The sequence below is a fragment of the Flavobacterium cyanobacteriorum genome (assembly GCF_002251835.1).
Taxonomy (GTDB): Bacteria; Bacteroidota; Bacteroidia; order Flavobacteriales; family Flavobacteriaceae; genus Flavobacterium; species Flavobacterium cyanobacteriorum.
Window position 1 is genome coordinate 1 of record NZ_NOXV01000296.1, and the last position, 23,615, is coordinate 23,615.

Annotated in this window: 19 protein-coding genes and 1 tRNA gene; 8 read left to right on the top strand and 12 right to left on the bottom strand. The window is 38.2% G+C overall.

Going from position 1 to position 23,615, the window contains the following annotated elements; translation table 11 throughout:
• The first annotated feature begins 128 nt into the window (after nt 1-128).
• The 5 genes from CHU92_RS12205 (at nt 129) to CHU92_RS12225 (ending at nt 4,653) form a co-directional block, all read left to right on the top strand.
• Nucleotides 129-665, top strand: coding sequence for an AAA family ATPase (locus CHU92_RS12205; RefSeq protein WP_094415974.1), 537 nt, complete (start codon nt 129-131; stop codon nt 663-665).
• Complete coding sequence (locus tag CHU92_RS12210; protein WP_317044699.1) at nt 662-2,563, top strand: RecQ family ATP-dependent DNA helicase; 1,902 nt, start codon at nt 662-664, stop codon at nt 2,561-2,563. The genes CHU92_RS12205 and CHU92_RS12210 overlap by 4 nt, the downstream gene beginning before the upstream one ends.
• Nucleotides 2,563-3,510: a methionyl-tRNA formyltransferase gene (gene fmt, locus CHU92_RS12215; protein ID WP_094415976.1), complete on the top strand. Its 948-nt coding sequence runs from the start codon at nt 2,563-2,565 to the stop codon at nt 3,508-3,510. Before CHU92_RS12210 ends, fmt begins: the two co-directional genes overlap by 1 nt.
• A 188-nt stretch (nt 3,511-3,698) precedes the next feature.
• Entirely contained in the window at nt 3,699-3,977 is a 279-nt protein-coding gene (locus CHU92_RS12220) for an HU family DNA-binding protein (protein WP_094415978.1), read from the top strand.
• Nucleotides 3,978-4,092: 115 nt separating this feature from the next.
• Nucleotides 4,093-4,653: a YqgE/AlgH family protein gene (locus tag CHU92_RS12225; RefSeq protein WP_094415980.1), complete on the top strand. Its 561-nt coding sequence runs from the start codon at nt 4,093-4,095 to the stop codon at nt 4,651-4,653.
• Here the strand turns inward: CHU92_RS12225 and CHU92_RS12230 are convergent.
• Together CHU92_RS12230 and CHU92_RS12235 are read right to left on the bottom strand one after the other, a co-directional pair.
• On the bottom strand, nt 4,650-5,489 hold the full coding sequence (locus tag CHU92_RS12230) for an aminotransferase class IV (protein ID WP_094415982.1): 840 nt from the start codon (nt 5,487-5,489) through the stop codon (nt 4,650-4,652). The two genes, CHU92_RS12225 and CHU92_RS12230, sit on opposite strands and share 4 nt — an antisense overlap.
• A gap of 44 nt (nt 5,490-5,533) precedes the next feature.
• The gene (locus tag CHU92_RS12235; RefSeq protein WP_094416027.1) at nt 5,534-5,926 is read right to left on the bottom strand and encodes an START-like domain-containing protein; all 393 of its coding nucleotides are present in this window, start codon (nt 5,924-5,926) and stop codon (nt 5,534-5,536) included.
• 148 nt (nt 5,927-6,074) lie between these two features.
• On the opposite strand from CHU92_RS12235, the gene CHU92_RS12240 reads away from it, so the two are divergent.
• The 3 genes from CHU92_RS12240 to CHU92_RS12250 all read left to right on the top strand — a co-directional run bounded on the left by CHU92_RS12240 (nt 6,075) and on the right by CHU92_RS12250 (nt 7,441).
• A tRNA-Met gene (locus tag CHU92_RS12240) sits at nt 6,075-6,148 on the top strand.
• A 244-nt stretch (nt 6,149-6,392) separates the two neighbouring features.
• Nucleotides 6,393-6,956: a pentapeptide repeat-containing protein gene (locus CHU92_RS12245; RefSeq protein ID WP_094415983.1), complete on the top strand. Its 564-nt coding sequence runs from the start codon at nt 6,393-6,395 to the stop codon at nt 6,954-6,956.
• The gene (locus CHU92_RS12250) at nt 6,953-7,441 is read left to right on the top strand and encodes a GyrI-like domain-containing protein (RefSeq protein WP_094415985.1); all 489 of its coding nucleotides are present in this window, start codon (nt 6,953-6,955) and stop codon (nt 7,439-7,441) included. The genes CHU92_RS12245 and CHU92_RS12250 overlap by 4 nt, the downstream gene beginning before the upstream one ends.
• On the opposite strand, the gene CHU92_RS12255 is transcribed toward CHU92_RS12250, so the two are convergent.
• The 10 genes from CHU92_RS12255 to CHU92_RS12300 form a co-directional block, all read right to left on the bottom strand.
• Nucleotides 7,438-7,737 (bottom strand): PIN domain-containing protein, encoded by a 300-nt coding sequence (locus tag CHU92_RS12255; RefSeq protein WP_094415987.1) that lies wholly within the window; start codon nt 7,735-7,737, stop codon nt 7,438-7,440. The genes CHU92_RS12250 and CHU92_RS12255 overlap by 4 nt on opposite strands.
• A complete protein-coding gene (locus tag CHU92_RS12260) occupies nt 7,730-8,503 on the bottom strand; it encodes a hypothetical protein (protein WP_094415988.1) in 774 nt (257 codons plus the stop codon). Before CHU92_RS12260 ends, CHU92_RS12255 begins: the two co-directional genes overlap by 8 nt.
• A gap of 82 nt (nt 8,504-8,585) precedes the next feature.
• Nucleotides 8,586-10,634: a protease Lon-related BREX system protein BrxL gene (brxL, locus tag CHU92_RS12265; RefSeq protein WP_094415990.1), complete on the bottom strand. Its 2,049-nt coding sequence runs from the start codon at nt 10,632-10,634 to the stop codon at nt 8,586-8,588.
• A 10-nt stretch (nt 10,635-10,644) separates the two neighbouring features.
• Complete coding sequence (locus tag CHU92_RS12270) at nt 10,645-12,885, bottom strand: PglZ domain-containing protein (protein WP_094415992.1); 2,241 nt, start codon at nt 12,883-12,885, stop codon at nt 10,645-10,647.
• Nucleotides 12,885-16,625 (bottom strand): BREX-1 system adenine-specific DNA-methyltransferase PglX, encoded by a 3,741-nt coding sequence (gene pglX / locus CHU92_RS12275; RefSeq protein WP_094415994.1) that lies wholly within the window; start codon nt 16,623-16,625, stop codon nt 12,885-12,887. Before pglX ends, CHU92_RS12270 begins: the two co-directional genes overlap by 1 nt.
• Nucleotides 16,626-18,320, bottom strand: a complete 1,695-nt coding sequence (locus tag CHU92_RS12280; RefSeq protein ID WP_094415996.1) for an RNA-binding domain-containing protein — start codon at nt 18,318-18,320, stop codon at nt 16,626-16,628.
• A 6-nt stretch (nt 18,321-18,326) separates the two neighbouring features.
• Nucleotides 18,327-21,920 (bottom strand): BREX system P-loop protein BrxC, encoded by a 3,594-nt coding sequence (brxC, locus tag CHU92_RS12285; protein WP_094415998.1) that lies wholly within the window; start codon nt 21,918-21,920, stop codon nt 18,327-18,329.
• 14 nt (nt 21,921-21,934) lie between these two features.
• Nucleotides 21,935-22,495: a hypothetical protein gene (locus CHU92_RS12290; RefSeq protein WP_129583082.1), complete on the bottom strand. Its 561-nt coding sequence runs from the start codon at nt 22,493-22,495 to the stop codon at nt 21,935-21,937.
• A complete protein-coding gene (locus CHU92_RS12295; protein WP_094416002.1) occupies nt 22,473-23,231 on the bottom strand; it encodes a BrxA family protein in 759 nt (252 codons plus the stop codon). The genes CHU92_RS12290 and CHU92_RS12295 overlap by 23 nt, the downstream gene beginning before the upstream one ends.
• A complete protein-coding gene (locus CHU92_RS12300) occupies nt 23,232-23,522 on the bottom strand; it encodes a helix-turn-helix domain-containing protein (RefSeq protein ID WP_094416004.1) in 291 nt (96 codons plus the stop codon).
• Between the last annotated feature and the right edge of the window lie 93 nt (nt 23,523-23,615).

The window sequence follows — 23,615 nt, forward strand, 5'->3', positions numbered from 1 at the left end:
GTCAACCCTTTTTTATTTAACAAATAAGTTTAAACCACTTCATTTTTTTAGTTTAACCGGGCTGCATCAGCAAAATACTTTTCATAATCTGGATTGTTTGAGTAAATTTGCCGCTTCATTATAAAGCTGTGGGCAAAGAATTAGTAGTTATTATAGGTGGCCCCGGTTCGGGCAAAACTACCATAATTGAAGGGTTAACCGCAAGGGGTTACACATGTTACCCTGAAATATCACGGGAAGTTACCCTTGAGGCCCGTAAACAGGGTATTGAGCAGCTGTTCCTGGAAAAACCGCTGCTTTTCAGCGAATTACTCCTCGAAGGCCGTAAAAAGCAATACCACAGCGCACTGGCCGAAGACAGCAGAATTGTTTTCATTGACAGGGGAATACCCGATGTACTTGCCTACATGCACTATATAGGCGACTCTTATCCCGTTTTTTTTGACCAAGCCTGTCGGGAATATAAATATTCTAAGATTTTCTTCCTCCCTCCCTGGGAAGAAATCTATACTGCCGATGAGGCACGTTATGAAAATTATGAACAGGCAAAACTGATTGCCGCCCACCTCACCGAAACGTACCGGAGCTATGGCTATGACCTTATTGAAGTGCCCAAAGACACTCCTGATAACAGAATTATTTTTATCTTAGGGCATTTGTTATGAACACAATGGACCAGCCGCTTGATATTTTAAAGAAATACTGGTCGTTCACATCTTTCCGCCAGCCACAGGAACAAATTATACAAGCCGTACTGGAGGGTAAAGATACTTTTGTACTCATGCCAACGGGCGGAGGCAAATCAGTCTGCTTCCAGGTACCGGCAATGTTGACAAAAGGTATTTGCCTCGTCATATCCCCACTGGTTGCGCTGATGAAAGACCAGGTGCAAAACCTGCAGAAAAAAGGTATAAAAGCAATAGCCCTGACAGGCGGCATAAAAACCGATGAAGTAAGCACACTGCTGGATAACTGCAAGTTTGGCAATTATAAATTTCTGTACCTGTCACCTGAAAGGCTACAGTCAGACTGGGTAGTTGAACGTATTAAAGAATTGCCGGTAAGCCTTGTTGCTGTTGATGAGGCACATTGCGTATCGCAGTGGGGGCATGATTTCAGGCCGGCATACCTCAAAATAGCTGACCTTAAAGCACATTTGCCAGATGTGCCTTTCATGGCGCTTACTGCATCAGCAACTGCAAGGGTACAACAGGATGTTATAACACATTTAAGCCTTAATGAACCAATAGTATTTAAAAAATCTTTTTACAGGGAAAACCTAGCCTATTTTGTAGTCAGGGCCGAAGATAAGCTGTACCGGATGAAGCAGGTGCTGGATAAGTACAGGGAACCCGCTATAATATATGTACGCAACCGGAGGGCCTGCCATGAAACAGCACGCCAGCTTCAGTCTCTGGGTTTTAGAGCTACTTATTATCACGGTGGCCTCACTACCCGTGAGAAAGAAACCAACATGCGGCTGTGGTTAGAGGAAAAAGAGCAGGTTATGGTGGCTACCAACGCTTTTGGCATGGGTATAGATAAGCCTAATGTAAGGATGGTAATACATATACAACTTCCTGAAAATCTTGAAAGTTATTATCAGGAAGCCGGCCGTGCCGGTAGGGACGGCAACAAAGCCTTCGCCTTGTTGTTGCTCGCGGGGAATGACATGGCAACAGCACGTAGCCAGTATCTTGAAGTTTTGCCGGACAGGCATTTTTTAAAAGAAGTATATAGCAGGCTGAACAGTTACCTCCAAATCCCCTACGGTGAAGGGATTAATGAAAGCTTTCCCTTTAGCTTTAACCATTTTTGTACACGTTATAAGCTGCCGCCAGCAAAAGCCTATGCTGCACTCCAGTTCCTTGACAGGCAGGGTATTATAAGCCTTTCTAATGAGTTTACTGAAAAAGTTTCTGTAAAGTTTGTAGTGCCGGGCAGGGAAGTAATACGCTATATGAGCCTTAATCCGGCTGATGAGGGAATGCTGCAGGTACTGTTGCGCAGCTATCCCGGCGTTTTTGACCTCGAGACAGCAATAAATGTTGCCGGTATTGCTGCAAAGGCTAAAACAGACGTGCAGCAGGTAATGCAGCTCCTGGCCAGGCTTCAAAAGAGGGAGATTATTACCTATAGCGCCTCAGGAAACGATAGCTCTCTTACGTTTAATGAAGTACGTGAGGACGAACTGACCATAAACCGCATAGCGAAGTTCCTTGAGCAGCAAAATAACAATAAGGCGCTGCAGTTTGATGCTGTTCTGCAATATGTGACTAATACACAAAGATGCAGGAGCAGGATCTTGCTGGAGTATTTTGATGAAAATGTTACTGCCGATTGTGATATATGCTCAGTATGCGTGGAAAAAAGCAGAAAGGATACCGATATTGCAGAAATAACCTCATACGTATTGCAACTGCTAAAAGCAATGCCGCTTGACAGCCGCCAGATTGAAGAACAGCTGGGGCTTACGCCGGAGCAGGCCATACAGGCCATACGGCTACTGCTTGATAATAACAAGATAAAAAACACTACTAATAATAAATATACAGTTGTATGATGAACAACCTCAGGATTGTATTCATGGGCACACCCGAGTTTGCTGTTGGGATTCTTGATACGCTATACCAGCATAATTACACTATTGCAGGCGTAATAACAGCGCCCGATAAACCGGCAGGCAGGGGACAAAAGATTAAATTTTCGGCAGTAAAAGAGTATGCCCGGGAAAAGGGGCTTACAATTTTACAGCCCACTAACCTTAAAGACCCCCGGTTTCTTGAAGCCCTGAAAAGCCTCAATGCCAACCTGCAGGTAGTAGTAGCGTTCAGGATGCTCCCTGAAGCAGTATGGAAAATGCCGGAATTTGGCACCTTCAACCTGCACGCATCACTTTTGCCTGAATACCGTGGCGCCGCTCCTATAAACTGGGCTATAATTAATGGTGAGAAAAAAACAGGTGTTACTACGTTTTTTATAGATGAAAAAATAGACACAGGAGCAATAATACTAAAACAGGAGCTCCAAATTGGTCCGGATGAAACCGCCGGGGAACTTCATGGCCGCCTTATGGTACTGGGGCAGGACGCTGTCATAAAAACCGTGAAACTAATCGAAACCGGCAAGGCTGAAACTATAATGCAGCCTCAGGGGGAAAATAGCAAAACAGCATATAAACTGGACAGGGACAACTGCCGTATAAACTGGCAATTGCCTGGGCAGGACATCTATAACCTCATCAGGGGGCTCAGCCCATATCCTGCCGCATGGTGCTTTATAAATGATAATGGGCAGGAATGGAATGTTAAAATTTATGCCGCTGCTTTTGAAATGGCCACACATTCAATTAAAACCGGCACTGTAGTTGTTTCAAAAAAAGAAATAGCCATTGCGGTTACTGATGGCTTCCTGCATATTAAAGAACTACAACTGCCGGGAAAGAAAAAGATGGCAACAGCAGAATTGCTCAACGGCATGCAGTTCTCTTCCGGGGCAAAAGCTTATTAATCCCCCGTAAATACTGACTGCTGCGGAAATCCGCTGTAAAATAATGCCTATTATTAACATTTAAAGCAAAGTTATTAACAAATCAGCCTAAACGCGCTGTAAATACTTGCGTACTTTTTTTTTCCTATTAAATTTGTAAGACAGGATTTAAAAACAATTATTTAACCAAACAATTAATAACAGTTATTATGAACAAATCAGAATTAATCGATGCGATGGCTGCCGATGCAGGTATATCTAAAGGTGCAGCAAAGAAAGCTTTAGAATCTTTCATCAGCAATGTAGGCAACTCACTCAACCAGGGCAAAAGGGTTTCTCTTGTAGGTTTTGGTTCTTGGTCAGTTTCAAGCAGGTCAGCAAGAGAAGGAAGAAACCCACAAACAGGGAAATCTATCAGCATTGCTGCTAAAAATGTTGTAAAATTCAAGCCGGGAGCTGAACTTGACAATTCTGTAAATGCAAAATAATTAGTTACCCTGACAAAAAGTAAAGCCTCCCTCAGCGGAGGCTTTTTTTAAATTATTTGCAAATTTTTTTTTGGAATAATTTTTTTTGGTTAAATTTATTTCAAATTGCACGAAAATGATTTCACTAAAACCAAAAAAAGGACACCTGCTAATAGCAGAACCTTCTACCATTGGGGATCTTTCGTTCAACAGGTCAGTAGTTTTATTAGCTGATCATACGGAAGAAGGATCTGTTGGTTTTATCCTGAACAAACCTTTGGCATATACCATCCACGACCTGATACCTGAAATAAAAGGCAATTTCAAAATTTACAATGGCGGGCCCGTAGAACAGGATAACCTGTATTTTATACATAATGTTCCCGACCTAATTCCCGAAAGCATCGAAATATCAAACGGGATTTACTGGGGCGGTGATTTTGAATCTACTAAAGAACTTATCAACCAGGGTGTCGTAAAAAAGAACAATATCCGTTTCTTCTTAGGCTACAGCGGATGGAGTGCGAATCAGCTTGAAGAAGAGCTTGAGGATAATACCTGGATAGTTTCGGAAAATAGCTACCACAATAAAATAATAGGTAAATCGAGCACTTCCTTTTGGAAAGAAAAAATTATGGAACTCGGCGGAGAATACCTTATATGGTCAAACGCACCCGAAAATCCTGCATTTAATTAACCCAGCCTTATACGGGCATTGAGCCTCTGTACAAATGCGTCAGCAAGGTTTATGGCATACTCTTTCTTTCGATAGCGCGTAACAGGCTGGATGCCTTTAATAACATTTGTTATAAATAATTCATCTGCTTTCTGCAGATCGAATGGCGATATTGACTTTTCTTCAAAATGAATGCCATCAAATTTTTTTGCTATTTGTATAACCTGTTTCCGCATTATGCCGTTGAGGCAGCCGTCAGTAATGGGCGGTGTTACCAAATGGTTTCCTGTAAGCATAAATAAATTGCCCTGCAACGCCTCAGCTACATTTTTATCATCGTTAAGCAGCAGGCAGTTGTCATATCCATTTTCGTGGGCAAAGATACTGCCGGTAATCTGCACATTCCTATTTGTGCTTTTCAAAGTTGAAAGTAGCTGTTTAGGCAGGTAATAATCGCGAAAAAGCTCTACTTCATAAGGGCTGTACTTAATGCTGTATAGCGGCTCCTGAAGTGGCTCTGCCGTTATCATAAAACGGGTGTGGTTATCTTCCGGCAGGTAATAGCCTCCGGGATTCCGGAACACGGAAATGCGTGCCCTGAAAGCAGGCGCATCGGGTAGTGCCTGTACCAGCATGGCTGTCTGTTGTTCCATATATTCCATAGTAAAGGACATAGGGATCTCCATACGCAATATCCGCATGGAAGCCATAAGCCTGAAGTAATGGTCTTCCAGGAACAATACCCGCCCATCGAGTACCCTCAAGGTTTCAAAAAGGCTGTCGCCATAAAGGAAACCTCGGTTTGTATGCAGTGAAACCTGAGAATCGGCCACTAGTGAGCCATTATAATTAATCATAAAAAAACCCTGAAAATTCAGGGCAAATATACGTTTAAAACAGTTTAAACCGAACCTAGCACGTGTTTAAGGTCGGCAACCTGGTTTTCCCAAAGCAGCTTTGATTCCTGTACGCTGTCTTCATCGGCAAAATCAACAACCATAAGTGAAACATCTTTAGTTATCTCATCTACCAGTATGCTTAGCTCAAAGTAATAATCACTGTCATTATTATTCTCATCAACCCAGCGGAACTTTACTTTTTCCCCCGATTTTTTTGATGATATCCTGGCTTTTTCTTCGGAATCATCCCAGATAAAGGTAAAATACTCACCCCGTGAATTAACATTATCAGCAAACCACTCCGAAAGGCCTGAAGGAGTAGATATATATTGATACAACAGTTGCGGCGAGGAAGTTATGGGAAACTCAAGTTCGTATTTTATCTTTTCGTTCATTGGTGTAAAATTTTTGTGAAATATATAATAATTTGTACTTATAAAAAAACGAAAATCAAAATAATTTTTTTGAAAAAATATCTTTGGAAGCAATAAATTTAATTCTATATTTGCACCCGCATTAGCAAATACATAAACCGATATAAATGGCGAGGTAGCTCAGTCGGTTAGAGCGCAGGATTCATAACCCTGAGGTCACGGGTTCAACTCCCGTCTTCGCTACAAAAAAAACGGAAGCTGATGTTTCCGTTTTTTTTATTGCATATAAAATGTCTGATATTGAAGTGGTTTAAACTTATTTGTTAAATAAAAAAGGGTTGACGAAATTTGTGTTGCAAAACATAATTATTTCAAAATCAACCCTTATGTACAGTGTACTTGACAAAGATATANATTTGTGCTAAAAATCCGCCACTACGCCAAGCCGCAAACCGTTAGTGGCAAGTGTAACAAGACACCGTTCCAAATGACAGAAACATACATACAAGACAAAACTTTTGACCGAAACGATACGCTGACAAAGGGCGAATACGAAAACTGCATTTTCAACAGTTGCAACTTTGTGGACAGCGACCTTTCTGAATTTAAGTTCACAGACTGCATATTTAACGGCTGCAATTTGAGTTTAGCAAAACTGAACAAAACGGCTTTTCGGGACGTAAAATTCAAAGACTGCAAAATGTTAGGGCTTCGCTTTGACACTTGCAACGAGTTTGGACTTTCTTTTTCGTTTGACGGTTGCCAACTCAACCATTCTTCGTTTTACAAGACAAAAATCAAAAAGACAGTTTTCAAAAATTCGCAGTTACAAGAAACCGACTTTGCAGAAGCTGACTTGACAAGTTCCGTGTTTGACAACTGCAATTTGACACAAGCCGTTTTTGACCATACGACACTTGAAAAAGCCGACTTTCGGACTTCTTACAATTATTCCATTGACCCAGAAATTAACCGAATTAAGAAAGCAAAATTTTCTATTTTGGGCGTTTCAGGACTTTTAGACAAATACGATATTGACTTAGAAAAATGACACCAAGAATTGAAACATTAAACGAAAAGAAATTAGTCGGAAAGCGACTAACAATGAGTTTTGCGAATTACAAAATTGGCGAATTATGGCGAAGTTTTACACCCAGACGAAAAGAAATCACAAACAATTTGACGAGTGATTTAATTTCAATGGTTGTTTACAAACCAACACATTTTGTGGACTTCAAACCGACAAATGAATTTGAAAGGTGGGCGACAGTTGAAGTTGCAGACTTTGGCAACGTGCCAAACGAAATGGAAACTTTTGTTTTGCCAAGCGGACTTTATGCGGTTTTTAACTATAAAGGTTTAAGCACAGACAATTCAATTTTTCAATACATTTTGGGAACTTGGTTACCAAGTTCAGACTACCTTTTAGACAACAGACCGCATTTTGAAGTTTTGGGCGACAAATACAAAAACAACGACCCGACATCAGAAGAAGAAATTTGGATACCGATAAGACCGAAGAACACCAGCCACTAACATATAAGGTTTAAACGCATATTTTGCCTGTCTCTATTTTTATAAATATCATCAAATAAAGAGGATATGTGGTAACTATCAGGAATATTAAAAGGCAAGGGCTTAAAATTATTTAAAGGCAAATCCGCTATATCTTGTTTTGTACAAAATTCACTTGTCACAATGGAAGACAGAATCATTGCTATTTTATTTTCAATAAAATATTTATAAAACTGAACAGCCTTTTGATGATTTACTCTGGAATCATCAACAAGGCTAATAACAAATGATGTATCTAATAAAACTGATTTATTCATCTTCTAAACGTAAATTACGAACCCACTCAACGTGGTCAGGAACGTCTGACCAGGCATTTCTCCCCTTTTCAATTGTTTTTAGAAGAATGTTTTCGTCAAATACAGGGTTATATTCAATAAATGAGGCGAATTTTGGTTCTTTTATTTCGCCAGTGATTAGGTTTTGTTTTGCTAAAACTCTAATTGCTGCTGGGTGATAAACTCTATTTTCCTTTTCATTGAGAATGTCATCTTTTGTGCAGTCAATCAAATAACTTTGGTTAGAATCTGAAGTGAAATGTATGTTAGGTTTTTGGGACCCACCCATATCAGTTATGATACCATAGAGATAATGTTCGCCTTCAATCCAAATATCAATCTCTGTACGCTTAAAAACACTTTCTGAGTTAATTTTAATACCAGTGTGGTTTTCAGGAAGTATTTCAAATTCTAAACCATTTTGAACTTTTGTTTTCCTATACCAATCTTCAAATATTTTGCTCCTTTTCTCATTAATTGATGAAAAATCAGCAGAAGAAGAGAGTGTTTCAATGTCTGCCTTTACAATATTAAGTGCTGCTAAAGCAATAAATGCTTTTATTTTAAAAGATCCTTCTACAACAGATATTACAATATCTTCTTTTTTTAATTCCTGAATTGAGTTTAATAAATCAGAAATATCTTTTGAAAAGTTTGAAAGCATAGAAAGCGATATGTTGCTTGGAGATATTTCACTATCACCAAGCGAACCACGAACAATAAATTCTATGTTACCATCGCTTTTCATATTACAAAGATACAGAATGCTTTAAAAAGTAAACTGAAACACATTTAAGAAAGATAAAGTAAAAAAACGTAAAAGCATCGATTTACTCCCCCAAAACCGCTTTCTGCAACAACATCTGGCTATTGCCATAGAATGGCACATCTGTTTTGCCAAGTATTGAGGTTGGCAGAGTGCTGATTTCTGATAAGTTTTCCATTGGCACTAAAACTGTTTTAGCTCCGTTTTCTGAAAGCAAGGTTACTTTGTCTGCGAAATTCATTGCTCTTTCTACCGCACCACCAATGGAGATATTACCCAACACTGCAAGACCGGGCTTTAAGTTCTTTTTGTAAATGGCTGAAATGATTGCTATGTAAACTGCACTGCCTATACCACCGCTTACATAAGCACCCATAAGGTTGCTGATTTGAATATTGATGTCGTAACCTGATAGGGAGTGTTGCTCGTTGAGGATGCTTCTCTCGTTTGCTCTGAGGTAGTTATAGGTGTTCTTGATATTTTCTTTTACTTCTTGACTGCTCGTGCCTGTTACATTCATTTTGCCTGAACCTTTTAATGCGACAACTTCGATTTTTACCAAAGCATTGGTATCACCATCACTTGTGGCTGTGTAACAAACACCAGGTGATAATGGATTGGATTCGATGAGTGATGAGCCTTTTTCTTCTTGCAGACCTACAAAGATTTCTTCCTGTGTTTCTTTATCAATGTATGAGAAATTGGTGTCCCAAAATTCCATACCACCAATACGCTTCAACTGTTCTTTTACCCTTCTTCTCATTTCCATTGCTATCACCAAATATTCTCTAATATCTTCTTTGGTGTATTCGCCATCAGGGTGGAGTAATTTAATGAAGCCTGAAACAATTCGTCTTACTGATTTTGAATCTCTTTGCTTTAAGTGAGAACCCAAAGTGAAATACTTATCGAGTGCATCATAGAAAGTTGTTTTCCTTTGCGACTTTAAGATTTCTGAAAAGAAATCGGTACTGAAACCGAAATGCTTCGTGAAATTTGAAGGACTGAATTTTGTGATTTCCCAACCGGGTAAAAACAAATTGATACGGTCTAAAAATGCTGTATCGTGATTGACTTCATCTGAAAGCGGACTGAACAAATGTGAAGTCTGCAATACGGTTTCTACCGGCTGGTTGATGTTGCCATTAAGAATGACAGATGCTGAACCTGATATTTCCCCACCTTTGGCTCTGGAGAATGACCCTGATTCCATATAGTCTTTCATCAATGGAATGGCATCACGGTCTTTGAATAATTTGTCTGTACTTTCATCAAAACAAATGGCATCCCATAACCCTACTGCCCCCACTCTGCCTGTGGTGTTGTTTACGAATAATTGAGCTACTGAACCCTGACCGCCTGAAATGAGTATGGCATAAGGGGTTATTTCTTTGTAGATGTATGATTTACCTGATGAACGAGGACCTAACTCCACCATATTGAAGTTGGATTCTACCAAAGGAATTAAACGGCACATTAACAGGTTCAGTTTTCTATCATCCAAACCTTCGCTGTAAGGTTCATAGCCGGCACTTCTGAGCAATAACTTTTTCCATTCGTCTTTGGTAAACTCCTTTCGTTTCTCTGATATTTTGGTATTGTCAAATGTAGATAGCTGTATTGGCTTGATGTCTCTAACCAAGAAAGGGTACACCGTATTTCCAACTGTAATCATTGGATCGTACTCCATTTCTATAATCGCCCAAATACCGCCCAAAAGCAATTTCTCGTGGCTTTTTACCAAATCATCGCTTATGGTCGCCTTTTTGATATTGCTGTTGCTAATATTCGCCCAATAACGATCTCGTTGCGGGTCTAATTCCACTGAAATCTTATCAATGATTTTGTAACGACCTTTTTCTCTGAGCTTTGACTGTATCAAAGTGCTTTCTTCAGGATTGATGTAGTGGTTGCGAAGAATAGTTTTCACATTCTCCATTCCTTCTTTTAGTTTTTCTTCATCTTCGGTGCTGCACGTATTGGCTAATAAATACTCCAATACAAAAGCAGGCACATTTGCACCACCTTTGATGATACCTACAAGGTCTTTTTTTACTACAAAGCCTCTAAAGTGGTCTAATGCTTTTTTATCTAAGTCGTCTAATATTATCATAGTTCATTTTTTAAATGAGGCCGCCTAAATCTCTGGCGTTTGATTTTTTAATTTTGACGGAATCTATTTGTTCCTGGCTCGTGGCATCCACCACTACTGCAATTATTTCATTATGTCCACCGAATGAAAAATCGAATGACTGTGTTGCACCCGGTTCAATAGTGATGATATTGCTGCTGCTGTATGTAATGTTGTTGGCATATAACAGCACTTGTATTTTTCTGCTTGCAGAAAACAAGTCATCTGCTTTAGCAGTGGCTTGAATTTTTAATCCGAACAATTCACCTGTTACTTCGCTTAGTTCTTTTTTGTTGGTAATATTTACTTCTAAACCTTTTGTGGTTGGAGCATCTTTACTGAAAACAAAGTTGGGAATGATGATTTCTTGCGGTGTGAAACCACCGTGAGAGAATCCATAAACGCCTTTAGATTTGAATGGTCTATGACTTTTGGCAGCATATACATATTTAAACTCACCATAGGTTTTTTCAAACGAAATCCAATCTGTACCAGACTGTTTCTCGGTGGTGCGTATGAATCTTTCACTCACATCTTTTTTGCCTGTCACTATCGGGTCTATTTTATCTGCTTCATCCAATAAGCCTGTCAACACAAAACCGTGGTCTGTAACTAAATGAACCTGATGGTAGCCCATTTTGAGTAACAACTCTATTTTCTCCGCTAATACATTTTCAAATTCATTGAACAACTTGATAGCACCCATTTGCAATTTTTCGCCTGCACTATCAATGTCCTTGTAAGTGAGCAAAAGGTAGTCTGCTTTGATGCCATAATGCAAGGCTTCTAAATTCATATAAGTGATTTCCTTGCCTGTACTCTCTGACAGCTTTTTTTCTCTGTCTTTGTGAACCGGAAGTACTTCGTTATTGCCAACATATAAAGCACTCATATTATGCTCTGTTTCTGATGGCATATCAGCAAGCATTATGTCTAAACTAACCTTGCATTTCTGCTGTAATTGCGAAGCAATGAAAGCAGCTATTTCATAACGAACACCATCGCCTACAATGATAGCTGTACCCGGCTTAGATTGTGTAATCAATTGCGGTAAAAAGCCTTGTTGATTTGGCTGGTACTGACTGCTGTAATCAAACCAATGCTGCAATAGTTCGTGGTTCAAGCTTTCGTAATGCTCTTGCAGGGGTCTTACAATTTCCTGGTCTTGTAAAAAAGAGGCATAAATGTTTCGTATGGCTCTATCTGCTTTATGAAAATCGGTAGTGTAAAATGTGGTTACTTTTTCTAAAGAGTTGCAATGAGCCAAAGGCTTATTGGCAAACTCAAAAAGTATCATTACATCAGCCCACCATTGGGGAACAAAAGCGTGTGCTTTACGGCTTTTTATGCGATGATGTAGCTTTTGAAGTTTTTCCTTTACGAATACTTTATCTCTAAAGTTGGCTGTGATTTGTTGTAATTGCTTGATGTCTATTGCTACAAAGCAATGATCGGGATGAACATTCCAAATGTTGAGCTGAGTATCAATTTTGTAGGTGTCAATATAATTTTGCAGTGCTTTTGAATACGTGTGGCTGTCTAACCATTTGTGATAGATGCTCAGAAGTTCCGGTGTGATAGCATTATTAAGCAGACTTGAAAACAAATGGTTTACTACTTCTGTAGCTAATGTTTTGGCTGGTACTTTGCGATAAGTCTGACCGATTAGTTCAAATAATTTTTCTTCAAATAGCCTTTTAACATCTGCCTCTTTGTCTTTGAAAAAACTTTCGGGCGTGCTTAAAAAAGGAATTAATTCATCTTCTATGGAAACTAATTCTTCTAAGTTTTGTAAAATCTTTTTCCACCAAGCTATATCTTTTCCTATGCCCAATTTGGCAGCCGTTAGCAGCATTGGGTTATCCAATGTGATTTGATGCCCTGTGCTGGTAAAAAGCTTCTTACGCAACCACTCCACAGGATTGGATAAATCAACACAACCGTGGGTGAAGCAATAGTCAAATAAAAAACTCAATTCTGTTTTAGGGCGGGTAACATAAAAAACTACTTTTTCCGCTTTGTGCTTACTTTCTGCTTCATAGCGTAGCATCAATTCTTCCTTTATACGCTGCCATTCTTCTTTGTTGGAAGTTTCGGTTTTGAGTATGGTGTAGTGCTGCTTTTCAATGTAGGGCAATAAGTAGGCACACTCTCCTGATGGGTCTATTATGACCACTCTATTGCGGTGTGCAATGTGTTTTTCTATATCTTGTATAATCCAATTATCTGTCATTACCAATCCGCATTTAAGTATTTTTCTAATTGTGAATTTCTGCCGGCAGATTTCAATACTTCTGCTCTGAGCAATCCTTTCTTTTGCAGGGGGGCGATGTTTTTCCCTACACCATCGTCCAGTTTGGGGTCGTAGCCTTCGGCAATGAGTTCATCTATTTTGGTTTTGAAGGTTTCTATTTCGTGGAGTTGCAAACGGATTTTTTCTTTCTCTGTTTGGGCTTGTGCTGTGTTTACATCTTGCAATTGTATTTGGCGGTACTCCAGATTTTGTACTCGTTGGCTGATGTACTGCGATTTGAGTTTAAATAGGCTATCTCTGTTCCATTTATAGATTAAGATATACGCTTCAAAGCCTTGATGCTGCCCACTGCTTAAATGCCATATGAATGGTGATTTTGGAAAATGCCTAAAAACATTTAACAAATTACACAAGTCATCGAAGAAGTAATGCTCCAAATACTCATTGATATTTCGACTGAGCAAACTATCCAACTGCATATACTGTGCTGGGGTGAAGCCATTCTGCAAAAAATGTTGCTCCAGACGTTGGCTCAGGGCTTCTTCTCCGGGTAAACCAACCAATGGAATAATACCATCATCATCTTGTTGTAAAAGGGTGCGAATTGCATCTGCTAAAAACTCTAAAGCTATTTCGGATGCTTTTGCTGCCGGTACCGTGTTGGCTTCTTTAAACCAATACCATACGTTGATAGGATTAACCTGATGGCGGATGCAAAACTCTTCCAAATCATTGTTGCTTTGATAAAGCGTAGCAAAAGCTTCTTTTATTTCTCTTACTTGCTGTTCATCAAATGTTGTAATCGATAAGTTTTGGATATGCTCTGTAACTTCTGCTAGTGGGTTTTGTAATTGTGCTAAAAACAAATCTTTAGCTTCTTGCAACACATCTAATGAACCAATAGAAACACCCATTTTGGCTTCTACCTGCTCACGGTCTGCATCGCTGAGCTCATACACTTCAAAAATAAATTGGTTGATAATTGCTTCATTTATCAAAACTTGTGTGCGTAGGAAATTAACATTATTGAGGTAACCCAAAATACGGTCTTTTAAAGAAGCTCCTTGAAAATCTATAAGTGGTGATTTAATAAAGTTTGTTTCAATTATACTGTATGAACAAAGCTTTTGTATTGTTAATATGTTAAACTCACCAAATGCTGTGATTTTACTCTCAATATTATTATTAGGGCAAATGAATGGTACTCTTTTTAAATCACCAACTTGAGTATTTACAGTCGGATTTAATGTTTGAGCTAAAAAAAATGAAAGATTAGAATTTAAAAAGGCAGTTAGATAGTTTACATTGTTAAATGAAGATGTTGTAAATATGCAACTTCCCCCAACATCAAACAGTGAATTTGAAGGATGCAATCTGAAAGAAACACCAGAAGAACCACTTGCAGTATAGCTTATACCCGCTTTAAAATAATATCTTTCATTTTGTGGCCTAGCTTTTTTTCTTCCATTTTCATCAACAATATTCTTAATTTCATAACCGTTGTTCTCCCAATTTACAACAGCCCAATTATTACCAAACCACTTGCAAAATGGGCCACCTTTTGAATAATTTACCCATTTCTTTTTATCCAAATTATAATCTTTGGAAATATTAGAGAAGTCAATTTCCCACCAATACCTTGTAAATCTCTCATTTGAGCCCGTTTGTAAACCAACTTTAACATCCAAAAAATCGCCAATAGTTTTGTTTTTGAACTTTTCAGTTAATGTTGAACTTATAGTATAAATAAATGGATAACCATCAATAATTTCGAATTGAGATTGGTTGAACGTAAAATTATGTTTATTGGGAGTATTGTTAATGTAATCATTATAGGCCTTGTTGAAGATATCTTTTTTTATTGCTAAACCTTTGTATTCCTGTAGATTCATAAAAAACGATGAGGGATTATTTTTAATTTCTTTGCTCAAAATAAATGCTGCCACATCGACATCTACCTTTGATGTAAAAACCCCACCCAAGCCAAATTCTATAAAAATTTCAATTGTAGATTTATTAAGAATGAATTTTCGTGTATCGTCAAATGATGAAAGATACATAAATGTCAACGGATGGATAAGTGCTATCTTTCCATTTTCAGTTGTAAGTTCAAAACAACGCTTAATAAAAACAGCATATAGGTTGGTATTAAACTTAAACGGCTGCTTGTAATTGGCTTCTACAAACCTTTTCAGCTCGGGTCCAAAATCTGCACTATCGGTGTAAGGAGGGTTGGCCACAGCTACATCATATTTTTGAGTAAGTAGCTGCAAAAAAGTTATTGCATCCTGAGTTTTGGTATTCAGGAATGTTTGGCCCTGTTTGGCAGTATTTTGGGCTACGGCATTTTGTAAGTTGGTAAAGAAATTGGAGCGGAACTCTTTGTACTTTACTAAATTCTGTTCGGTAAACAAGGTAATGCCTTCTTCTTTTACCAAGCCGTGCAGTTTGATGCTAAACTTTTCTTCTAAACGAATGAGTGACCCAAATTTGTGGGCTTGCTGTAAATCTTCCCAAAGGTCAATCACAATTTTTTCAAGCTGCTCATCCAAAGGAGCACCATTTTCAAAAAGGTGTTTTACTTCTTCATAAGCCGGCAAGAAAAAGTCAGAACTAACGATATTAAAATGCTCTATTTTGGCAGTACGTTTTTTTCGTTTTGCTTTTATGTATAAACCCAACTGAGCCAACTGTATGGCACGGTCGTCTAAGTCCACACCGTGCAAGTTGTGCTCAATAATTAGTTTTGGAATGTCAGCTTCATTGTAATCAGCCCCATAGTTTTCAATCTGATCTATATATAAATCATAATACATATCAAAGCCATATAACAGATAATTGCCCGAACCTGTGGATGGGTCTATCATTCGTATTTCGTGCAGTGGCTTACGTTCTCTTGTTTGCGAACTTGAAGCATTAGCAATTTTATACTTATTGCGTATTTCACTATCTGGATACATTTCCAAATAGAGCTTACCCAAACTATTATCTACCAAAAATTGCACTACCCAACGTGGTGTATAAACCTGACTTTGGATGCTTACTTTGTTGTATTCTGTTTTATCGCCACTGGCTTTGTGGGCTGCTTTTTTGTAATTGTTATAGCTTTCGTACAACCAACCCAATACATCATCACTTTTCCAAATGGTAATTGGTGATTGGCTGTTGGTGATTGGTGATTGGTCGTAGGCTTTCTTTATATCATTGTCTTCTTCTACGGCATTGAAGGCGTTGATAATTTGGAGCAGTTCAATGGCAGTAGGGAGCAAATGATACGGATGCTGAGGACTAAACAAAGGAATATCGGAAGCTAATTTTTGCAATTGTTCTTCCAAGAATGGCAATAAACCTTCGGCTTCTTCACTGCGTGCTTGTGGGTTTTGCTCCAGCCAAGCCAAATGAGCAAAGGAACGACCACCGTGGCTTTCTCTTCGGGTTACAATTTCAGGATGCAAAGTATGGGCTTCCATTACTTTGAGCGCCGCCAAACGGTTGAATAAAGTAAAGGTGAGCTCTTCTACTAATTTCTCATAGGCATCGGCTACTGTACCTGTTTCTGCAATGAACACTTCACGGATGGTTTCCATACGTTTGCGTTCTAAAGGTGCATCAGGCAGAGAAACCAATTGTCCTTCATTGATACCTATTCTACCCAAGCGATTACGGAAAGCTCGGTCAATGAGTTGGCGGATATGTTCGGTGTGTTCGGATAGTTTCATTTATTTTTTATTTAAAAGTCCACCCAAGAAAGCTTTGCCTTGTTGGGTAACTACATACTTATTGTCGGGATCGGTTGGTTTTTCCGGAATGGTAAAAACAATCAATCCAGATTCTCTCAACGGTTTGAGATAATTATCTCTGAATGTTTTGGCATTTTTATAGTCAAATGCAGCCATCAAATCAGATTGGGCTATGGGTAAGCTACACAAACTTAAAATACCCATTAAATACCAGTTTTTCTTTTTAAGTAGCTGGGTACCTTTTTTGTGCCAGCTGGGTACCTTTTTTATTTCATTTTCTACAAACACTTGATTTTCATACCAATCTAAAGACTTTAGCTCGGTACCTTTTTGGTGCCAGCTGGGTACCAATTGCAAAAGTACCTGCTCCCACGTGTAGTCAAAACAGGCACTTGGTAATTCAATGCCAGCCAAACCACTTTTTAAATGGTCATTAAATTTTTCATCTAATTCTAACCAATTAATGAATGAGGCGGCATAAGTACCTAAATTCACAAAACGAAGAGGAATGACTGTTTTGAAAGTGTCATTTTCTAAAAACAGTGGATGAGCACCCGGCACATATAGCGGCAAATATTTATTGGTATTTCTCACACCAGAGCCTATTTCATCTGTCCACCCAAAAGCTGTAAAAAACTTACGAATATTTGGGTTTTTGGGGTAAGGGTTGAAGCCCAAAGGGTCAATGACACCGTGAAAGTAAGGCTTGTTTGGATTGGTTATTACTACTTCAGATGCTGTGATAATCAATTCTGTGGATAAAGCGCTGGTGTACTCTCTGTGCACGATGGCATTCCCAACCACTTCTCTAAAAATTTTGTCACGCAAATCCACCCGCTGGTCACGTTCCATAAAGAATTTTTCCGGAAGATGTTTGTTGACAAACGCCTTCAAATCGAGGTAGGTATCAATCAAATTCGTGCGAAGCGGAGGATTAATTCGGTCATCGTAGCGGTCGATGTTTTCTTTACGCAACATTCCTTCCACTTTATAAGCCGGCAATAAACTTTGGATGGTTTCGTCTTTACCAAAGATGAGTGCAGCCGCTAAGGTCAAGCCTTCTAGTCCGTTTTGAAAATCTTTTCTCCAAAGAGTAGCTTCTCTGAGTAATTGTTCTTTGTTGGCTAAAAGCCAGGGATGGTCGGACTTATTGTTACGAATAAGGGTAAACGCTTTTTCAAAAAGCGAATCATCCAAATCTGCCATTGTTAAATGGGGATAGATAATAGACTCTGTAAAAAAGTTGCGTTTTCTTAGATACAAATCGCTAAGTCTTTGCTGGTTTTTGGTAATATCTAAATCACTTTCAAAATCACGACTGTAAATAATTCCGGAATGATTATGTATTTGACTGCTGGCAGGTATTTGAATGACCATAACCTTACCATTCGGATGATTGATGCAAAAAGGCTGCACATACACAGGAGGGTCAATGCAATCTCTTGAATTTAATGCCGTAATGATGTTTTTGGTTAACGAAACTTCAGCAGTTTCATCAATACCTTTTACTTTACCTTCGTCATCTACACCTAAAAGCATTGTACCGCCATCAGTATTAGAAAAACTCACAACCGTTTCGTAAAAAGATGAAGGCACGCTGTTTCTGGCATCCTTAAATTCGATACGAAGCCCTTCACCTTGATTAATAAGATATTGTAAGTCTTTTATCTCCATCACAACTTAATTTATTTCGATTTCATCATTATCAGACGCACTTGCCAATTTTTGTAATTCGCCCTGCAACCAAGTTTTATATTCTGCTACCTTCATTTTCGTAGTTGGCATTTTAACCGCATACTTTTTTACTGTGGGTGTTGGTGGTGTTCCGGGTTGAGGTTCGGGAGCTTTTTCTTTTATTAAACCTGCACGAAGTATTTCAATTTCTGTTTTTTTACTGGAATACAAATCAATGAAAGAGAGTACTTCTGAATACGTGAAACGGCTTTGCTTGTCTTTTACATCAAAATCAATAGATACAGTGGCTACTGTTCTTTGCTTTGCATATTGGCTAAGGGCAGATGCTTTATTTAAAGCATTGTCATTAAGCCCTGGTGGTAGCCTTTCAATTTCTTTGATAAGACTGCCTGTCAAAGTTTCAATTTCCGTGTATTTAGCGGCACAATCTTTCATTGCTGCACTGAACAATTGATGGTATTCATCTTTAGTTTTTTGTGCAGCCTGTTGCAATGAAGCAAAGTTTTTGATTACATCACCATTCAAATGGCTTTCAAAGTCATTTTTGAGTTGTTGAATGGCAGTGTTACTTTTGGCAGCTTTGGTTAATTCATCTTGCACCGCAGTAACAAACATTTTCCATTCTTTAACTTTGGATAAGTTGTTGCGGATAAACTTTTCGACCTTTTCAATTTCTTGCAGGGCTTTCAAAAAATCATCTTTAGCAGATAAGAACTCCACTGCTTTATCTATGTAATTGGCTTCGCTTACTGCACCTGTGAAACCGCCTAAATAGGAGGCATTACCGTCTGCTTGTGGGAATAATTTGTCAAACTCTTTTTCGCTGTTTCGGAGTGTTGTTACTTTATCAGCAAAATGTTTAGCTGTATCACGAACAGCAGCCACTAATTCAAAATCGTTGGTATTGTAATCTACTTTGCGACCAATGTATTTCTCCACTTCAAGGTCTAATAAGAATTGTGCTAATTCTTGTTTTTGCAATGCAGAGAGAGATTTAGATACTGCTTTGAAAGATGCTTTTCTAAATTCACGAGCCACATTAAAAATTCCCGCAACACCTTCATCTCTCCACGAGAATTTTTCAGCACCGTTGTATTTAGCTATGAGCTTACCTGCTCGCATTAAAGCGGCAACTGATGAAATGACAGTACCAAAAGTAAATCCTGCTGGAGGTTGCTCCAAGTCTTTCTCTAAAGTAGCACCATCGACAAAAGTGTTGCGTACTTTGTACAATATTTCTTCTGCCACCTTCAAGTTTTCACCAATGAAATTGCCCTGAGCATCAAAAAAAGCAAAATCGCTACCTGTAAAGTATTGCTGTAAACGACCATTGTTGGCTTCTTTGATTACTGCTGCTGCCACACTATCGCCTAACTGAGAAGCTAAACGCTTGCTGTACACATTTTGAATAATGTTTTTTTGTTGGGCTTGTAGTGTTGTCTGCCAGTTGTCTTTATTGAGTTGCAGCGTATTGTATAAATAAACTGCTGTGGCGTTGATTAAACTTTCATCAACTAAGTTCTTTATGCGATTTTGTTTTTCTCCTTTTGCAGTGGAGAAAGAAATTAAAATTTTGCCTTCATCAGAGTTGGGATTGTTGTATTTCTGTTCTAAGTAGGTGATGCGTTCTACTTCGTCAATTAAACGATCCAATTCTTTGAAATGGTTATTGTCCGGCACTAACCACAATAAATCTTTGTCGTTTTGGTGTTGTACTTTCAAAGCATCTATATCTGCTGACCTATCATCTGATATATTGTAAACACTCTTAACCTTTACCTTGAGGTATTTTAGATTGGGTGATGTAAGTTCATCGTCATTGTCGGTGGTGATGTAAAAGTCGAAAGGCAAACCATTATCGGTTACTTTGGCAATAGACCTGGTGATATTTGCACCCTTATAGGCTGTAACTAATTGCTTTTTCTTTACGAAACCTTGAACGGTGAAACCGTTCATTTCGTCCAATAAACGTTGTTCAATATCGGATGTGATGCGATATGTTTTGTTGGTATCTAACAACACTTTTGCTTCGGTTAGTAAATCCAAAGCCTTAATGATGTCGTCTTGTACCTTAAATTGTTCATCAGGATCGCTGATGAATGACTTGGTGATATTGGGCAAAGAAGAAGGTGTAACTTCTGCTTCTGTAAGGAAATTGATGGTTTCTAATAACCTTCTTCCTGAAATGGGGGAGCCTGCTTCTAATAATATTCTTTCTGCATTGTCGTACCGGCTTACCAATCTCACAGGCGGTTGAGGCTGTCCTTCTTTAGCGATATGCCAGCCGGTAACGGTATGAAACAAATCTGTATGTTGTACTTCCTGTTTGAGAATATCATAAGTGGTAATAATCATACCCCTTGCAGCTACTTTAGTGGATGCATAACCTTTTGTACCAAAAAGGAAGTTTTGCAATAAGTCGAACTGGTACTTATAGAATGGATAGTACGTTGTGTAGTTCTCTTCACTATCTGTTTTGCTGATACCAGCACCGTGTATTGCTGCGTGGTCTGAAATCTTACCTGAATTTTTCTTGAAGTGTTCAGTTAGCTTTTGAATGCCTGTTTCCGTTTTTCTTAATAGTCTATTGCGAATGATAACATCTACTTCGGTGGCTTCTAAGTGAATTTTAGTTTTAAAACGGTCTGTTACTTTGGTTAATTGTGCTTTGCTTACATTGGAGTTATTGATAACATCATCTAACTTTTCCTGAGCAATGGCAATCGTCCAAACTTTTCCACCTAATGATGAAAGCGATTCGCTGATAGCTTGTAAGTCTAAAACAGTAATCTTCTTTTGATTTATGGCTTCGCTTGCTTCATCAAAGAGAAAAACAATCTTTTCATCTTTAACAATTCTAAAGTAATTTGTTAGCTCTTCCTGTAATCTTGAAGAACTGAACTGGTCAATATCTCTGCGAATAGTTGTAATAAGGTTGTCATAATCAGCATCTGTGTTCCCTTTCTTGATATACAGTTCTTTTACAGCTTTTGCATATTTGAACGAACTTGTTCTGATGTCGTTCCAATCTAAACCTGTTGCATCAAAAACGAAGTCTTGTATGGAAGTTTTGCCTTCACTTAGCATCAATTGAAATAAGAAAATACCGTGTTCATTCTCAGGAAAACCGAGTGATTTTAATAAGTTTTTATACAAGGTATAAGAAAATCCTTTTGAAGTGTCCTGTTGAGCAACGTCTAAGAAAACTACTCTTGAATTAACTGAATTTAATTTTGAAAGAGAATTTTTTATTAGTGCTTCATCATTTACGCCAGTAAAGCGTTGTAGTATTCTTTCTCTTGCAGGAGTGCCATTTATGTTTCTATTGCTAATCAAATATCCCAGTAGTTTGCCAAAATATGATTTCCCTGAACCATAAAAACCAGAAATCCAAACACCTGTTTCAAGAATGTTAGAAGTAAACGTATCAACAAAACCCGCATATTCACGAGCCAATCCATCTGTAACGATATAGCTTTCAATTTCTGCCTGAATTTCCTTTTCAGAAATGTCTTCTAAGTTGATAACATTCTTGATGTCTTCGCTTAGGTCAATGGTCAGTATTTCTTTTATCTTCATTTTTGTATTATTCTTTAGTTAACAATCATACATCTGTACTTTGATGCGGGGCGTGAATTGAGGAACATTAACTGCTCACCTTCCTGGGTGGCAGGATATAAAATAATTAAAGGTGACTTTGCCTTCATTACTAATTCGTTTTCCATTAAATGAATGTTGTCAATTCCGCTGCCATAGAGTGCTCCGCTATGGATGAGTACAGGTATTTTATTTTCGTTGAATGTTTCTTCAATAGCAGCAAGCAGGTGTTTGAATAAATCTGGACTTGTTTCGCCTTCCGGTGCTTTGAAAATTTGATGAACCGAACCCCTTAACAAATCAAACATTTCTGCAAGGTCAGTTTGATGTGCTTCAACAAACGAAATCAACATCTCATTGATGTCGATAATTTTATAGGTATCGAGGGGCATCATTTCCACCAGTTTTTCAATGTATTGGAACTCCAATATTGGTGGGCAAACTAATAGAATTGAGTTGCCACCATTGGCATTCAAGCGGATTTCTGAACGCTTATCAGATTCCACTATCCGCTTTAACTGTGTAATGATATGTTCAGGATTGACTGATGTATTCATAGATTGATTCGTAAGGGATTAATGGTTCTATACTGAGCTTGTCGCCTGTATAAACCACATTAAAATATTTTGAAAACTTTTTTTGCAAGAGCCTGTCAAGAAAAGCTTGCTTTTCGCTGAACGAATATGAAAGCCAATTGCTGGATACAAGGTTGGGCTTTTCTGAAATAGCAACTATCCAATAGACATAAAGAATAAACATAGCATCGTTCAAGTGAGGATGAACGATGGACTTGTTTACTGAGCCTTCCATTAAACCAAACTTTTTTAATAAGGTCAGGTATTTAGATGCAGTAGTAGTAATTGTGATTTCAGACCACTTTTTCAGATCATCTTCTGATTGCTTCAAATCTTTAATACAGGCGACTACTTCATCATTTTTTATGGAAACTCTACCACTATAAAAAGCAGGAAAAAAAACTTTATCGTTCAGATGAAACAACAATTCATTATTTAAAGAAGCATTCCAGAATAAAAGTAACAGCGTTTCGGCACTTGTGGTATTCGATTTTATTGATTGACTGATTATTGCTTCTAACTCAGGTTTTTTGTTTTGAATTAATGTGGCCTTTATAGCCTTTTCAAATCGCTTCACAGACTTATCAGTTTTTATGGCTGTGTAGGTATGTATTCCACCTTTCTCTTTGATGGAAACCATATCTTCTGACAGGAAAACTTTTATCAAGTTCCAATCAGGCAGACTGCCTAATACATTTATGTCTGAGTTTATGTGCATTTAATTTTTTCTTTTTCTTTTAATTTCTTCTTCTGCAACTTCCATCGCTTTCAAAGCCACATCCTGGTCTTTTACTACATCATAAACTTTATCGGCAAGCCATAGCGTCAAAAGCTCTTGCTCATCTACGTCATACAATTTTGCCAACTTTGACAAGTAAGATTTACTCACCGGCTTGTCGTTGTTTTCCATTTTACTGATGTAGGCGGTGTCAACGTCTAATTCAGCAGCAACCTGCCTTTGCAAAAGTCCTTTTGATTCCCTTAATTCTTTGAGTTTCTCTCCGAGCATTGGTTATACCTTTTATTGACTTGTCCTATAAAGGGCAAATATAGTGATTAATATGAAAGTAAGCTTGCAAAGTTTGCAAAACTTGCAAAGTCG

What these genes read in the sequence shown, in the direction of transcription:
- CHU92_RS12210 (WP_317044699.1), top strand. Translation starts at nt 662, where the DNA reads ATGAACACAATGGACCAGCCGCTTGATATTTTAAAGAAATACTGGTCG.
- fmt (WP_094415976.1), top strand. Translation starts at nt 2,563, where the DNA reads ATGAACAACCTCAGGATTGTATTCATGGGCACACCCGAGTTTGCTGTT.
- CHU92_RS12220 (WP_094415978.1), top strand. Translation starts at nt 3,699, where the DNA reads ATGAACAAATCAGAATTAATCGATGCGATGGCTGCCGATGCAGGTATA.
- CHU92_RS12225 (WP_094415980.1), top strand. Translation starts at nt 4,093, where the DNA reads ATGATTTCACTAAAACCAAAAAAAGGACACCTGCTAATAGCAGAACCT.
- CHU92_RS12230 (WP_094415982.1), bottom strand. Translation starts at nt 5,489, where the DNA reads ATGATTAATTATAATGGCTCACTAGTGGCCGATTCTCAGGTTTCACTG.
- CHU92_RS12235 (WP_094416027.1), bottom strand. Translation starts at nt 5,926, where the DNA reads ATGAACGAAAAGATAAAATACGAACTTGAGTTTCCCATAACTTCCTCG.
- CHU92_RS12245 (WP_094415983.1), top strand. Translation starts at nt 6,393, where the DNA reads ATGACAGAAACATACATACAAGACAAAACTTTTGACCGAAACGATACG.
- CHU92_RS12250 (WP_094415985.1), top strand. Translation starts at nt 6,953, where the DNA reads ATGACACCAAGAATTGAAACATTAAACGAAAAGAAATTAGTCGGAAAG.
- CHU92_RS12255 (WP_094415987.1), bottom strand. Translation starts at nt 7,737, where the DNA reads ATGAATAAATCAGTTTTATTAGATACATCATTTGTTATTAGCCTTGTT.
- CHU92_RS12260 (WP_094415988.1), bottom strand. Translation starts at nt 8,503, where the DNA reads ATGAAAAGCGATGGTAACATAGAATTTATTGTTCGTGGTTCGCTTGGT.
- brxL (WP_094415990.1), bottom strand. Translation starts at nt 10,634, where the DNA reads ATGATAATATTAGACGACTTAGATAAAAAAGCATTAGACCACTTTAGA.
- CHU92_RS12270 (WP_094415992.1), bottom strand. Translation starts at nt 12,885, where the DNA reads ATGACAGATAATTGGATTATACAAGATATAGAAAAACACATTGCACAC.
- pglX (WP_094415994.1), bottom strand. Translation starts at nt 16,625, where the DNA reads ATGAAACTATCCGAACACACCGAACATATCCGCCAACTCATTGACCGA.
- CHU92_RS12280 (WP_094415996.1), bottom strand. Translation starts at nt 18,320, where the DNA reads ATGGAGATAAAAGACTTACAATATCTTATTAATCAAGGTGAAGGGCTT.
- brxC (WP_094415998.1), bottom strand. Translation starts at nt 21,920, where the DNA reads ATGAAGATAAAAGAAATACTGACCATTGACCTAAGCGAAGACATCAAG.
- CHU92_RS12290 (WP_129583082.1), bottom strand. Translation starts at nt 22,495, where the DNA reads ATGAATACATCAGTCAATCCTGAACATATCATTACACAGTTAAAGCGG.
- CHU92_RS12295 (WP_094416002.1), bottom strand. Translation starts at nt 23,231, where the DNA reads ATGCACATAAACTCAGACATAAATGTATTAGGCAGTCTGCCTGATTGG.
- CHU92_RS12300 (WP_094416004.1), bottom strand. Translation starts at nt 23,522, where the DNA reads ATGCTCGGAGAGAAACTCAAAGAATTAAGGGAATCAAAAGGACTTTTG.